13 protein-coding genes are annotated in these 13,466 nt (G+C 36.0%); 3 read left to right on the plus strand and 10 right to left on the minus strand.

Going from position 1 to position 13,466, the window contains the following annotated elements; translation table 11 throughout:
* Positions 1-49 precede the first annotated feature (49 nt).
* From EYB29_RS10260 to EYB29_RS10270, 3 genes are read right to left on the minus strand one after another with little or no spacing between them, the layout of a single operon-like run.
* Positions 50-865 carry a hypothetical protein gene (locus EYB29_RS10260; RefSeq protein ID WP_026867439.1) on the minus strand — a complete coding sequence of 272 codons (816 nt, stop codon included), beginning with the start codon at positions 863-865 and terminating at the stop codon, positions 50-52.
* The gene (locus tag EYB29_RS10265) at positions 862-2,385 is read right to left on the minus strand and encodes a hypothetical protein (RefSeq protein ID WP_166627194.1); all 1,524 of its coding nucleotides are present in this window, start codon (positions 2,383-2,385) and stop codon (positions 862-864) included. Before EYB29_RS10265 ends, EYB29_RS10260 begins: the two co-directional genes overlap by 4 nt.
* Before the next feature lie 4 nt (positions 2,386-2,389).
* Positions 2,390-2,881, minus strand: a complete 492-nt coding sequence (locus tag EYB29_RS10270; protein WP_166627195.1) for a competence protein ComK — start codon at positions 2,879-2,881, stop codon at positions 2,390-2,392.
* 211 nt (positions 2,882-3,092) lie between these two features.
* Between EYB29_RS10270 and EYB29_RS10275 the strand changes: the two genes are divergently transcribed.
* From EYB29_RS10275 to EYB29_RS10285, 3 genes are all read left to right on the plus strand, one after another.
* Positions 3,093-3,554, plus strand: a complete 462-nt coding sequence (locus EYB29_RS10275; RefSeq protein ID WP_166627196.1) for a sigma-70 family RNA polymerase sigma factor — start codon at positions 3,093-3,095, stop codon at positions 3,552-3,554.
* A gap of 94 nt (positions 3,555-3,648) precedes the next feature.
* On the plus strand, positions 3,649-3,861 hold the full coding sequence (locus EYB29_RS10280; RefSeq protein WP_035857234.1) for a DUF2187 family protein: 213 nt from the start codon (positions 3,649-3,651) through the stop codon (positions 3,859-3,861).
* Positions 3,862-4,011: 150 nt separating this feature from the next.
* Positions 4,012-5,091 carry an LCP family protein gene (locus EYB29_RS10285; RefSeq protein WP_166627197.1) on the plus strand — a complete coding sequence of 360 codons (1,080 nt, stop codon included), beginning with the start codon at positions 4,012-4,014 and terminating at the stop codon, positions 5,089-5,091.
* 42 nt (positions 5,092-5,133) lie between these two features.
* Here the strand turns inward: EYB29_RS10285 and EYB29_RS10290 are convergent, their stop codons facing one another.
* The 7 genes from EYB29_RS10290 to EYB29_RS10320 all read right to left on the minus strand — a co-directional run bounded on the left by EYB29_RS10290 (position 5,134) and on the right by EYB29_RS10320 (position 13,358).
* Positions 5,134-5,991 (minus strand): bifunctional UDP-sugar hydrolase/5'-nucleotidase, encoded by an 858-nt coding sequence (locus EYB29_RS10290; RefSeq protein ID WP_166627198.1) that lies wholly within the window; start codon positions 5,989-5,991, stop codon positions 5,134-5,136.
* An 18-nt stretch (positions 5,992-6,009) separates the two neighbouring features.
* The gene (locus EYB29_RS10295) at positions 6,010-7,305 is read right to left on the minus strand and encodes a TrkH family potassium uptake protein (RefSeq protein WP_156889184.1); all 1,296 of its coding nucleotides are present in this window, start codon (positions 7,303-7,305) and stop codon (positions 6,010-6,012) included.
* A 225-nt stretch (positions 7,306-7,530) separates the two neighbouring features.
* A complete protein-coding gene (locus tag EYB29_RS10300) occupies positions 7,531-8,982 on the minus strand; it encodes a S1C family serine protease (RefSeq protein WP_084145826.1) in 1,452 nt (483 codons plus the stop codon).
* A 71-nt stretch (positions 8,983-9,053) separates the two neighbouring features.
* On the minus strand, positions 9,054-9,836 hold the full coding sequence (locus EYB29_RS10305; protein WP_026867434.1) for a TerC family protein: 783 nt from the start codon (positions 9,834-9,836) through the stop codon (positions 9,054-9,056).
* A 247-nt stretch (positions 9,837-10,083) separates the two neighbouring features.
* Positions 10,084-11,640, minus strand: coding sequence for a peptide chain release factor 3 (locus EYB29_RS10310; RefSeq protein WP_166627199.1), 1,557 nt, complete (start codon positions 11,638-11,640; stop codon positions 10,084-10,086).
* A 10-nt stretch (positions 11,641-11,650) separates the two neighbouring features.
* A complete protein-coding gene (locus EYB29_RS10315) occupies positions 11,651-11,884 on the minus strand; it encodes a YueH family protein (protein ID WP_026867432.1) in 234 nt (77 codons plus the stop codon).
* Positions 11,865-13,358 (minus strand): UDP-N-acetylmuramoyl-L-alanyl-D-glutamate--2,6-diaminopimelate ligase, encoded by a 1,494-nt coding sequence (locus EYB29_RS10320; RefSeq protein WP_026867431.1) that lies wholly within the window; start codon positions 13,356-13,358, stop codon positions 11,865-11,867. Before EYB29_RS10320 ends, EYB29_RS10315 begins: the two co-directional genes overlap by 20 nt.
* Positions 13,359-13,466: the final 108 nt, after the last annotated feature.

Raw genomic sequence — 13,466 nt, forward strand, 5'->3', positions numbered from 1 at the left:
GAAGAAATTAAATTTTTCATGATACCTGGATTATACTACCACAATATTTTTATTTTGTACTTCTTTCTACTATACGTTCTAACTGACCCATATCTACAAAACCTATAGAGTTCTTTTCATTAAGCTGCACATATGATGGCAACTTATTCTCTTTTACGAAGTCTGTCTTATTTCTCTGGAATTTACCAATAACAACCATCACACGATGAACAAGTGTAGTTAATTCATCGATAATACCTTGATTCAACTTCGACACTTCTAGATGAATGATTGGATTAATTCTATCTTTTGCAGGAAACATAATCGTTCTAATCCACTTCAATTCACTTTTGGTGAGTTCTTCTTTGGTTTTCAATTCCAGTATTAAGAAAGGAAAACGGTCCTCATCTTTAAATGCATTTTCATACTGTAATTTGAAGTGATAGAACTCAAAGCCATGTTCTTCATAACGAACCAAGTATTGGTGTTTTTCCTGCTGAATAAAAAAGACAGTTCCATATAATGTTTCCGGGTCCTTTTCCTCAGCTTTAAATTTATCGATAACATTGACGAGCTGTGAGTAATCTAAGAGTAGCTGACCTGCCTTGTGTCCCGACTCATTGCGTTTTTGTGTTAATGTTAGTTCTACTCTGTCTGAAGCCATTACAACTTTTTCAAAACCGTGAAATAAACTATTTGTCTTTAATTTATGCATTTCCCCATATGAATAGCCATTGACTTTCATAGTCGGCAAATAGGATTCAAAGATTAATCCTTCTTGTAACAACTTTCCTAACAGAAAGTCTACTGTTGATTCTTCGGGGATATCAATCTTAGTTATAGAAACGCCAAGATCAAAATCCTTCACTTTAACTTTTAACTTCAAGATGCTCTCTCCTTCTCCAACTGCAGAAATGCTTCTAATATATTTACTCTCATAACAACCAAGTCATTATTCTCATACATAGATTGTACTTTAACATCTCTTAGTTGAGAACTATTAGAAGGAATTTTGTCTGTAATAAATTGCATAAAAGTAATCGCATAGTCTTCTTTCACATTAGTCGCTTGGTATGGTGTATAAAATGCAGTTACATTATTATTATAGAATCCTTCAATCTGGGCCTGACTTTTACCTGAGTTTTCATGCCACTGTTCATCGTATTGACTCCAAAATCGATCTCTAAAGTCATCGAGAATTGTGTTTTCTTTTAGACAGTTTAAATCTGTGGTATCACAATCACTCGTGAAATCATCAATTGGTAATGAGTACAAGTGCCCGAATTCGTGGATTAAATTTCTATATGTGGATGGTTTGTCTAAATTATCTCTGACATCTATGCCTAAGGTCGCTCCATCTCTTTCAATTGACACAAAAGCTGCAGTATTTCCTTCACCGTCAGAGAACAAACGATAAGTATGTATAGCGTCTAAATATTGCTCAGGAAATACCCTTGTCAATGTGTGCCACAGATCTATAAACTCACCTTCGTTACCAGCTGGTAAGTCCCCTTTCACCGTTATATCTGTTAACTCAGTACCTTCAACCTGATAATCTATAAAATATTCTCTTGAGCGATTTTCAAAGAATATGTGTGGTTCATCACCAAAATCAATATATGTACTGAGCTCATTTAGATATGAATCCCCGAGCGTTTTACATTCAAGTACTGTATGGCAGTCTGGATGATCAATGGATTGTGACCACTCTATATTGCTTTCAATATGGCTTTCTGTCCCACTCAAGCGGTCCATCAGTAAAAATCCTAAATATGCCATGAGAAATAGACTGAGACCTATAAAGATTAACTGTAAAATATTTTTCCCTGCCTTATTCACTTTAGTTGGTGGCAAGTTGCGCTGGTTCACGCGCTTAGTATCAATAATATTTTTATGCTGTAAGTACTCAATAATTTTTTCTTTGTGAAGATGATAATTCGGCAAGCCGGAACCATCAACTTCAACAATCGTCATATTTTCAGTATTTCTTATTTTAAATTCATTACATGTAAAGACAGTAATAGGCACCTTATGATTAATCGCAAAATTCGTAATCACTCTATAGTCGCGTTCATTGATATCAGTGGTCAGAATAATTTGGCTAATATTCTTTAAGTATTTTTCATTGTTCTTAAAAGTCTCAAACAAATTAGAACCAGCATTAAAAGTATCAGCATATAAAGTGCCGTAATCTACCGCAACGGATTTTGCATAATCTGTCATTATACCTTGCTGCCTCAAATGTTTTTTTAATATTTTCGTTTGATCATACTCAGTCGTACTAAAGTTTGTATGCAGATAAATGTCATCTTGAGTATACTGACTTAACAATTCAGCTATGGAATAACCTCCCACAAAACGGCCATCTTCTTGTTTATACAAGCCAGTTACCAGCAATAGACTCATCTTATCACTCCGTTGTTTTGTCAGTGAAATACTGCCGCATTATATCATTATGTTTAACCGTTCTATCTAATATATGTAAGGTGTTATCGTATTGCTTCATTGCACGTTTATAGTCATAATCCACTTTGACTTCCAATCCCGATACAAATTTAATCACTAAATGATGACCAGATTGTCTAAACTCTAATAGTTGTCTTAAATTTACCCAAAAAGGATTCTTAAAACGGCTACTGTTTAAAGGAAATAATACAAAATGAAACTTTTCATCAATCACTATAGGTTGTAACTTATGTATGTTATGTATTAGTTTAACATTTTTACGCTTAACTTTAAGATTAGAAGAATAAAAATAGATTAATATATCATCTATCCATTGTTCAGATGATTTTTTACTTAAAACTTTCCTATCCTGGTAGACCGCTTGACATAAATGATGGACATCTAAAATTGGCTCAATATATAAGACTTGGGGTGTCAGTTCTGGAACAGTAAGCATATAGTCACCTCGTTATCAAATTTAGAAGACATACTTATTGTAACCTGCAGAGCGCTTAATTAACATCATTAAACAATATACTTAACAAAATGTAACATAAGGTTGTTTTAACATTCTTTTTTTTACTTTAAGCTCTTATCTTTTTTCTATAAAAATTTATATATTGTAGCTATCCGGAAATAAGAAGGAATCGATTCAGATAGGACTTAAAGTGCTTGATGGAAAAATTTTAGCTTATGAACCAATGATACACAGTATTATATTCAAACTTAATATAAAATTCGAGCAGGATGAATATATGCAACTCGGTAGAATTGCAACTTTTGAGGCTTTAAAGAAGTTTGACTCATCTCGTACATCTTGTTCAGAAGCACAATTTGTCTATACGATTGTTAAACAAAGACTGATAGATCAGATTAGAAAAACATCACGGTATCAACACGCAGTACAAACGTTTCAGAGCCAAAGTACAAATGTGACTTATAATGATATATACGATTTTCTTTTCAGCTATAATAAAAACTTAAACAATAAAGAAAAACAATGGTTGGAAGATAGTTTATTAGGCTTTCCATTATCTCACACTGCAAGAAAATTAAATGTCAGCCTTTCTACTGCTAAAAATATTAGACGAACGACCAGAGAAAAAATTAGAAAGGAATTCTATTTGTGAAGAAACGACAACGATTTAACCCGACCTACTGGTTTTTTATCCAAAGTATGGTATAATGTCATACATTATATTCTAGAACAGTGGAGGAAATGACATGGACGCGAAAAAGAAAGACAAAGAAGAATTAGATGTAAAAGTAGGTAACATTGTTAAATTTGATGGTATGCTCGGTAAAGTTGAAAAGATTAATGACAACTCTGTAATAGTTGATATTACAATTAACGACAACTTTGACGAACATGAAATGTTCGAGAAAACAGTTGTTAACCATAGAAGATATGAAATTGTAGACGATACGACTGCATAAATCAAAATGTACCAGGGTTTGAATGAATCGTTCAAATCCTGGTTTTTTTATTGCTATTTTTGAATACTAACTACATGCTATGATTGACATTGAATGACCATAAATATATATTTACATTAACATTGAAAAAATTCTAAAGTGGGTAATTAAATGAAAAAAATTCTTTGGACTATATTTATTATTCTAGGTGTCGTCCTCCTAGCTGCTGTAATTTATATTCTTTACCTATTTAACATGTTTAACAGCGGGGTCTCTGATTCATATGAAGAGATTGACCGTGACCGCTCTGAACTGCGTGTAGATGACGTCGATGCTTCGAATGATAGCTTTACTGTACTCATTCTCGGTATTGATGCTGATGCAGAAAGAACCCAAGATGGACAAATCAATGCGGATAATTTCCGTTCCGACAGTATGATTTTAGCAACTTTCGACCGAGAAAATGACGATGTAAAAATGGTGAACGTTCCTCGTGATACTTTATCTTATATTAGTTCGGTAAACTATTTCGATAAAATCAACCATGCTCACGCATTTGCAGGTCCAACTGGTGCTATGGATTCTGTTGAGTCCCTATTGAATGTGCCTGTCGATTACTTTGTTCGAGTCGATATGAACGCAGTTGTTGAGATCGTAGATGCGATTGGTGGCGTTGACTTTAACGTGCCTTATGACATGAACGGTTTACAAGCAGGTGAGCAGCACCTTGATGGTGAACAAGCACTTGCTGTCATTAGAAACAGAAGTGTTGACTCCGACCTTGGTCGTGGTGTAAGACAAATGGAACTGATTGAAGCTGTTATTAAACAAGCACAATCACTTAGCTCACTGTCCCAAGTTGATGACTTAATTCAAATCTTTACGAGCAATACGAGTCACAACTTTGCAACAAGTGATATTCGTTCCCTTGCATCTCATTACTTATTTAACGATGTAGCTTTTGAATCAACACAACTCCAAGGTACAGGCTTTACAAGTGAATCAAATGGCATCTATTATGCATGGCCAGATGAGGAACATTTATTTGCACTCTCTAATTCAATTAGAGAAATGCTTGCATTAGATCCATCTGAACCAAATGATCTTATTAACATTAGATTGGGTGAACAAATCCAACCCGTTACGGAAGTCAGTACAGACTTACTTGAAAATTATGAATTAGAATCTAAGCCACCTTATGCTGAAGAAGGTGCTGAGAACCAGTACGGAGATGGTTTTGGAATTGAATAAGCAAGTAAAAAACTAGGCAATCAATTGATTGCCTAGTTTTTTTTATAGATAGCGATGAACTAAGTCCAAATATTCAATGTCTTCTCTTAACTTCGCAAACTCTTCATCACGCATTGCTAAACTATGTCCAAGATATTCAAATGTATTTACTCTAGTTTTAAATCTAATGTCCAGTTCCATAATATGACCATTGTGTACATGATGGAATAATGGAACAGCTTCACCATGTTTACGACTAATGGTCATACTTTCTGTTTGTTTTTTATAATCACTTTCATAGTCTGCCCCAGTAATTAATATACCTGCACCTTCGATACTATTTTTAAGTGCATCGATGTGTTGCTCGTCTATTAGATTGGAAACAAAGACGATCACATAGTCCGGATTTTCTAAACTATGTATATATCTCAGCCACTTTTTCAAGGAAATCTGTAAGTTTTCAATGGCTACTTGCTTTGTCTTCTCTTCCTCATACCCACCGTATGCCCCTAGTACAGCGATTTTCATTCTATTAACATTTAATATGCGGTAAGGTTGGCCAAAATATGGCTCATGCGTATGTTTCTGCACCACATTCGTACATACCCACGGGAAATATGTTGCCCGCATCGCCTTACTTGTACGATCCAAATAGTTCAAATCCATATCGTTTAAAGTTGCAAAGCGATACTTTAAATAATTCATACTCATGACCTGAGGATCCTGAGGCACTTTTATAGTCGAAGCACCACCTAGAGTTCCACCTAAGTCACAAAATACAGGTCGTTTTAAACCCTCAGTCAATTTCATACTGTTGACAGCACTAGATATTTTACTAAAGGTTACACCTTCTTTTTTTCCCAAACGATCATGCATATGCTGTGTGATATATAATTTGATATTAAAAAATTCCGACACCATAGAGGGTTCCTCCTCGTCTTATCCAACCATTAGTCTTTCTTCAGGATAGCGGTAAGTCAATTCTCTTTTCTTACCAGCAATAGATAACAGGAATGACACAAATCCAATTCTACCTATGAACATGAATAGAATAATAATTACCTTACTTAAAATTGATAAGTCTGGTGTAATCCCTGTTGATACTCCAACAGTCCCAAAGGCTGAGGTCACTTCAAAAATAATTTGAATGACCGTAAACTTGTCACCTTCAGTAATTAATATTGTTAAAACACCAAAGAAGACTAATATCATCGCTAGTATAAATACTGCAAAAGCTCTATGGATATCTATTTTAGCGATACGTTTCTTAAAGACATTTACATCCTGTCTTCCTTTTACAAAGCTAACCAAAAATAAAACTAATATTATAAATGTAGTCGTTCTTATACCACCACCCGCACTAGAAGGTGAAGCACCAATAAACATGAGCATACTCATAATAACTTGTGTAGGTTCAGCCAATTGATCAACAGGCACTGTCGTAATACCTCCACTTCTTGTCGTGGTAGATAAAAACAAACTGTCAACAATGGAATTTAAGATATTCTTGTCTTTAAAAAATCTTGGTAATTCTAACAGTAATATAAAAAACATACCTATAACTAAAAGTATTGCATGAGTGGACACTGTTACTTTAGTGAATAATGAAAAATTAAAACCAGGTGATTTCTTTCGAAAATAATGCTTCACCTCTATTAATACAGGGTATCCAATCGCACCTAGAATGATTTGACACATTACTGGAATCTGTATTATAAAGTTACCACTTTGATGGACTAGAGAATTACTGTATAAATCAAGCCCACCATTGGTAGTCGCTGAAACAGATAAAAATGTACCATGTAAAAGTGCATAAGCGAAATCACCTGTTGCATTATAAAAATAAGAAACATAAATTATCGCGCCTATAAATTCAACGAGTAACAAGACGGAAAAGATGTCTAAGACCATACGAACTGCTCCAGAAGTCTGATGACGCGCATTATCCGTCATAATTTGTCTTCTTTCCCTAACGCTGATCTTACGACCGATTAACAACCAAACCAAAGTCCCTACTGCCATAATCCCAATACCACCAAGGTTCATTAAAAACATAATGATGATATAACCTGCTTGGTTGAATGTTTCAACTAGAGTTACAGTACTCAAGCCTGTCACTGACAAGGCGGAAGCAGCTATAAATACTGTATCTATAAAGGGAATTGATCCATCAGAATAAATTACTGGGATACTTAATAGCCCTGTTGCCAATATTAAGGCAATCAAATAGTACATTAAAATTGCTCGCTGAGGGCTCAAACCATTAGTTTTTTTAGCATCTCTCAACAATTTACTATCCCCAATCCATTTCTAAATGTTTTATTACAGTCATATTATACACGAAATTATTCTTAGGAAAAGAGTGATAACGATAGTTCGTCAAATAAAACGGTGATTTCTGTAATGAACAGAAATCACCGTTTCTAATAAATATTGAAGTTTTTACAGCCTATTTTTCAACTATTCTAAAGTGACAGTTAATGATTCTTGTTGACCATCTCTATAAAAATCGATAACCATCTCTTCGCCAGATTGTTTTTCATAGTAAAGATGCTGACGTAACTCAACCATATTCTTAATTGGTTCACCATCTAATTGAGTAATGACATCGAGTTGTTGAAGACCTGCTTCTGAAGCAGGGGAGCCATCTTGGACACTCGTAACGATGACGCCACCTTTAACATCTTCAGGTAAGTTCAGTTGATCATATACTTGTGACGATGCAACATTTAGCAAGTCCTGTAAGGTAATGCCTAAGAATGGTCGAATCACTTCACCATTTTCTTCTAGTTGACTTGTTACTTCTTGTACCTCATTTACAGGAATTGCAAACCCAATTCCTTCAACAGAAGCAATACCGACTTTCATTGAATTAATTCCAATCAGTCGACCATTACTATCAATTAAGGCTCCACCAGAGTTACCTGGGTTGATGGCTGCATCGGTCTGTAATACACTCGCTTCCCAGTCGTTAGAGCCATCACCATCTAAATCTACTGGTACAGACCGGTCTAAGCCAGAAATAATACCTTGAGAGACAGAGCCAGAGAATATTTCACCGAGTGGCGAACCGATAGCAATTGCTGGTTCACCTACTAGTAAATCACTACTATCCCCAAACTCAATTGTACTCTCTACAACATCTGCTGGAATACTTAGGACAGCTAAATCCGTCCAAATATCAGTACCGACAATATCGGCATCGACAGAATCGCCACTTTCTAAGTTGATTTTGACTTGTTCAGCACCATCGACAACGTGGTGATTCGTTACAACATAGGCAAGGTCGCCATCTACCTTATAAATAACACCAGAACCACTACCCGCTTCTTCCGCTTCACCAGAGTCCGTCGTCATGCCTGGAATTATAGATTCCATTCTCTGCATATTAATGACTGAAACAACAGCAGGTTTTGCTTTTTGGACTGCTGCAGTTGTATCTGTGATAACCTTACCTTCATTATCAGCTTCCAATTGTTCTTTCACTTCAGAAACATCTTGGTTAGAATCGAGGTCAGCTGCAGTATTCTCGTCTGTACTTACTTCACTCTCTTCGTTGTCAGAAGTAAATAATGCGTACACACCTAAAACGAGTAAAGCACCGAGAATACCAGCAATTAAAGGTATTAAGAACGATTTAAAACCGAAACTACCTTTAGTCTTTTCTTTAGTATCATGTGAATCTCTCATTCTATTTTCTATCTTTACTGATTCTTCATTGACACTATCATCTTTAGCTTCTTCGTGAGTGACTGCTTCCTCACTTCCGCCAAACTCTCTGTCGTATTCTCTTTGTCTAGAGAATTCATAACGATCCTTATCTCTGGCATCGTCACTTTTTCTATCAGTGAAATTTCTCGCTGTACGTCTGTACTTATCACGGTCAATCGGACGTTCTCTTTCGTCTGACATTCATATCACTCCATCCTAATTACTTATCAATAATTATAAGACCTTTTAAAATGACATGCCAATTAAAACCATTAGGATTTAGGTTCTGTAACATTTTGTTCTTTTTTAGAACCACCGAACCAACCTGCTAGAACAATAATCAACATTACTACCCAGAAGATAATCTTCCAAGTTGTTGAGTGTGGGAAGTCGTGAGGAATAACACCAATCGCATCATGTGCAAGTGTTAAGACCGCAAGTTTTACACCTACCCAGCCAACTATGACAAAGGCTGCAACTTCAAGTGATGGTCTTTTTGCAAGTAATTCAACAAAGTAGTTCGCGAAGAATCTCATGATAATGACACCTATTAAACCACCGATTAACATGACTGTATACTGACCCGCATTAACACCAAAGAAGTCTCCACCAACAGCCGGTAAAGCAAGTGCAATTGCTGCAGCTGCTAATATAGAATCTACTGCAAAGGCAATATCGGCTAACTCAACTTTTAACACTGTCATCCAGAAACCAGATTCTTTCTTATCTTTCTGTTTCTCTGCAAGTTCTTCAGTTGAAGTATTTGATTTCTTCTTAATTTCGATTAAGTGTGAAATTGACACATAGAACAAGTAAAGCGCACCTAAAGCTTGTACCCACCACCATTGTACGAGCCAAACAAGTAATAAAATAGCAATAACACGGAAAACAAAGGCTCCTAAAAGGCCGTAGAACAAGGCTTTCTTACGTTTTACAGGCTCTAAATGTCTAACCATTACTGCAAGTACAACTGCATTATCCGCAGCAAGTAGTCCTTCTAAACCTACTAAGACGATTAAAACCCACAGGTATTCTAATAAAACCGCTGTATCCAAAATAATTCCTCCCATATTTAAATATTTCAAACACAAAAAGAGACCTATAACAGTGCCTAGACTTTGGCCTAAGCTCTGTTAAGGTCTCACGATACAATATTATATATTGCTCAGTACACCGGGATTACTCCGTAGTGACGACGCACTGATAGTTTCCTATTCGTTACTCCCCTTATAGAAGGTTCGTCTTATGTGTTTGTTAATTCTTTTATAATATATGCTATCTACTGTAAAAAGTAAAGTTATTTTATAAAAGACTATATAATTTAATCTCAGGATACTTCTCGCTGAACCAACGCATAGCAAAATCATTTTCAAAGAGGAAGACCTTATTGTCATAGCGATCATATACCAAGTTCGCTCTTGGTGAATGCATCGCATCTGTAATATCTTCTTCATTCTCTACCCAACGCGCAATTTTCTTACCGATTGGTTCCATAATTATATCCGTATTGTACTCATTCTTCATACGATGTTCGAAAACTTCAAACTGAAGCTGACCAACAGCACCAAGTATAGGCTGATTTGTATGCATTGATTTATAATATTGAATTGCACCTTCTTGAACGAGCTGTTCAATACCTTTATAGAAATGCTTTTGTTTCATCACGTTTTTAGCAGTGACTTTCATAAAGATTTCAGGCGTAAATTGTGGTAAATCTACATACTCACGTTTTTTGCCATTATATAAAGTATCACCAATTTGATAGTTACCAGTGTCATATAGGCCAATTATGTCACCTGCATAGGCTTCATTAATCGTTTCTTTATCATCAGCCATAAACATTGTGGCTCTGGTAATTTTAGATTTCTTTCCGGTACGTGCAAGCGTTCCGTCCATACCTCTGGTAAATTTCCCTGAGACAATTCGCATAAAGGCTAGGCGGTCACGGTGTCTCGGATCCATGTTCGCTTGAATTTTGAAGATAAAACCAGAAAACTCATCATCTTGAGGTTCTACTATCTGGCCTTCTGTCGTTTCACGTCCTGTAGGTGCTGGTGCAAAATCTACATAAGTGTCTAAAAACTCTTCAATACCAAATGTTGATAAGGCTGAACCAAAGAATACTGGTGTTAAATCCCCACTGGATATCTTAGCTGGGTCAAATTCATCACCGGCTTCTTCAACCAACATAAACTCTTCAAGTGAGGCTTTAAAGGCTGAGTCTTCTGATATATCGTGTGGTTCTGTTAACTCATAATCCTCATTTAGTGCTAATTGACCTTCTTCTCTAAATGGATTGATTGTCTTCGTCCGACGGTTGATAATACCAAAAAAGCTTTGACCCATACCAATTGGCCAAGTCATTGGGTACGTTTCTATATCCAATGTCGATTCAATTTCTTCTAACAACTCAAAAGGTTCTTTACCGACACGGTCGAGCTTGTTGATGAATGTGAAAATTGGAATACCACGCATTTTACAAACCTTAAATAGTTTTAAGGTTTGAGGTTCAATCCCTTTTGCTGCATCGATTACCATGACAGCCGAGTCTACTGCCATCAAAGTACGATACGTATCTTCTGAGAAGTCTTCGTGTCCTGGTGTATCAAGGATATTAATTTTATAACCATCAAAATCAAATTGCATGACAGAACTCGTCACACTGATACCACGCTCTTGTTCGACTTTCATCCAGTCACTTGTTGCAAATTTCCCTGTCTTTTTACCTTTTACAGTTCCGGCTTCTCTAATCGCACCACCAAAAAGTAATAACTTTTCTGTTAGCGTAGTTTTCCCCGCATCAGGGTGAGAAATGATTGCAAAAGTTTTTCTCTTATTAATTTCCGTTTTAATATCCATTTTAATCTCCTTAAATCTTACCGATTGCTAAGCCAATTTCATTGGCAATTTCACTACTCTCTCTTTCATCCATAAAAGAAAAAAGATGTAACATCGCTTCTTGTTCAACTTCATTGGTCGTCATACCTTTAGCAATTTTCATAGCAAAAGATAGATCCGGTATGCTCACGATATAATTCATTTCATCTAGGGCTACATATACACTCATTGTCACATCATTAATCTTAATCGAGTGTTTTTTCATAGTCATCGCCTTTGTATTTTCTATACGCTGCGTCTAGGGCAATAAGATCATCTCTATGAGGCATTTTTACATAATTTTCGACAATTTGATAAGGTTCTCTTCCTTTACATGCCAAGACAATAGTATCTCCGGGTTTAGCAATATCTACAGCGTGAATAATACCTGCTTCACGGTCTGTATAAGATACGAAGTTTTCATGCGTCGCACCTTCCTCTAAGAGCTTAACCAGCATTTTTGGATCATCATTAGCTGGATTATCAGGCGTAAAGATTGCATAGTCTGCTAAGGTTGCAATCTCACCCATTTCCTTAGCTTTTGTATAATCTCGTTCCCCTGTCATACCCACCAGACAGATCAACTTGCCATTTGCAAAAGGTTGAACTGTATTAATCACTTTTCTTAAGGCATCGGGTGTATGTGCAAAGTCAATGATGATATTGATTGGTAATGTCGGATCTAGCACTTCAAGGCGACCTTCAACAGGTTTCATTCCAGGCACTGCTTGTAGTATTTGTTCAAAAGAATAACCTTGTAACCATTCAGAAATAATCGCGCACATCAGATTTTGTATATTATAGTCACCGACAAATGGAGAGTTCACTTGATACTGTCCTTCGGGTGTATTCAAAGTAAAATTAAACCCTTCTAAACTCCCCTCTATATCAGTAGGGTAAAAATCTGCTGTGTCATGCATACCGTAAGTAATTGTTTCAAATGGCGTCATATCTTTATAGACATTTGACCAAGAATCATCATCGTTTAAAATGACATATTTATGTTTTTTTACATCTTGGCCAAGCTGTGAGAATAAAAGTCCTTTAACATAGCCATATTCGTCCATACTATGGTGAAAATCTAAGTGGTCTTGAGTCAGATTGGTAAACACTGCGATATCAAAATTGATTCCAAACGTTCGCCCGAGCTTTAAACCATGAGATGAAACTTCCATCGTAAATACTTCTGCGTCACTATCACTTGCATCTTTTAGACGTTTGTGTAATCTGGTTGTCTCTGGTGTAGTATTGACGGAATTCGTGTGGATATCGTTTATCATAAAACCGTTGGTTCCAAGATAAGCGCTTTTTTTACCTAAAGCCATGCTCAAATTATGAATCATCGTGGAGACTGTTGTCTTACCGTTGGTGCCTGTCACACCTATCATAGTCTGTGTTTCGTGCGGGAAGTCATAAATATATTCAGAGAACAAGGCCGCAGTTTTAGCTGGATCCTTTACAATTAATAATCCTACATTTTCTGGTAATTCAATATGGCGATCAGACACTATGAAACGACAGCCTTTGTCAATTGCATCCTCGACAAAAGATAAACCGTCCGTTACATGCCCCTTTAGCACAACAAAGACTGAGGTCTCATCCACTTCTCTTGAATCTGTTGTTATATCTCTTACAATATCAGGAAAAGTACCATGTGTTTGTTTAACTTTTATTAGAGATAGAAGCATTGTTGTTTTCATTTCCGCTTACCACCTTTCAACTTAAATTATTATACATGAAAATTGACGCTAATAGACAATATTATATAGATTTTAACAAAAAACAGGCTAAGCAAGATGCTTAGCCTA

The sequence above is a fragment of the Jeotgalicoccus sp. S0W5 genome (genome assembly GCF_011634875.1).
GTDB classification, from domain to species: Bacteria; Bacillota; Bacilli; order Staphylococcales; family Salinicoccaceae; genus Jeotgalicoccus; species Jeotgalicoccus marinus.

Coding starts and splice junctions, on each gene's coding strand:
- EYB29_RS10265 (WP_166627194.1), bottom strand. CDS start 2,385: ATGAGTCTATTGCTGGTAACTGGCTTGTATAAACAAGAAGATGGCCGT.
- EYB29_RS10300 (WP_084145826.1), bottom strand. CDS start 8,982: ATGTCAGACGAAAGAGAACGTCCGATTGACCGTGATAAGTACAGACGT.
- EYB29_RS10270 (WP_166627195.1), bottom strand. CDS start 2,881: ATGCTTACTGTTCCAGAACTGACACCCCAAGTCTTATATATTGAGCCA.
- EYB29_RS10295 (WP_156889184.1), bottom strand. CDS start 7,305: ATGTACTATTTGATTGCCTTAATATTGGCAACAGGGCTATTAAGTATC.
- EYB29_RS10320 (WP_026867431.1), bottom strand. CDS start 13,358: ATGAAAACAACAATGCTTCTATCTCTAATAAAAGTTAAACAAACACAT.
- EYB29_RS10280 (WP_035857234.1), top strand. CDS start 3,649: ATGGACGCGAAAAAGAAAGACAAAGAAGAATTAGATGTAAAAGTAGGT.
- EYB29_RS10290 (WP_166627198.1), bottom strand. CDS start 5,991: ATGGTGTCGGAATTTTTTAATATCAAATTATATATCACACAGCATATG.
- EYB29_RS10310 (WP_166627199.1), bottom strand. CDS start 11,640: ATGGATATTAAAACGGAAATTAATAAGAGAAAAACTTTTGCAATCATT.
- EYB29_RS10315 (WP_026867432.1), bottom strand. CDS start 11,884: ATGAAAAAACACTCGATTAAGATTAATGATGTGACAATGAGTGTATAT.
- EYB29_RS10285 (WP_166627197.1), top strand. CDS start 4,012: ATGAAAAAAATTCTTTGGACTATATTTATTATTCTAGGTGTCGTCCTC.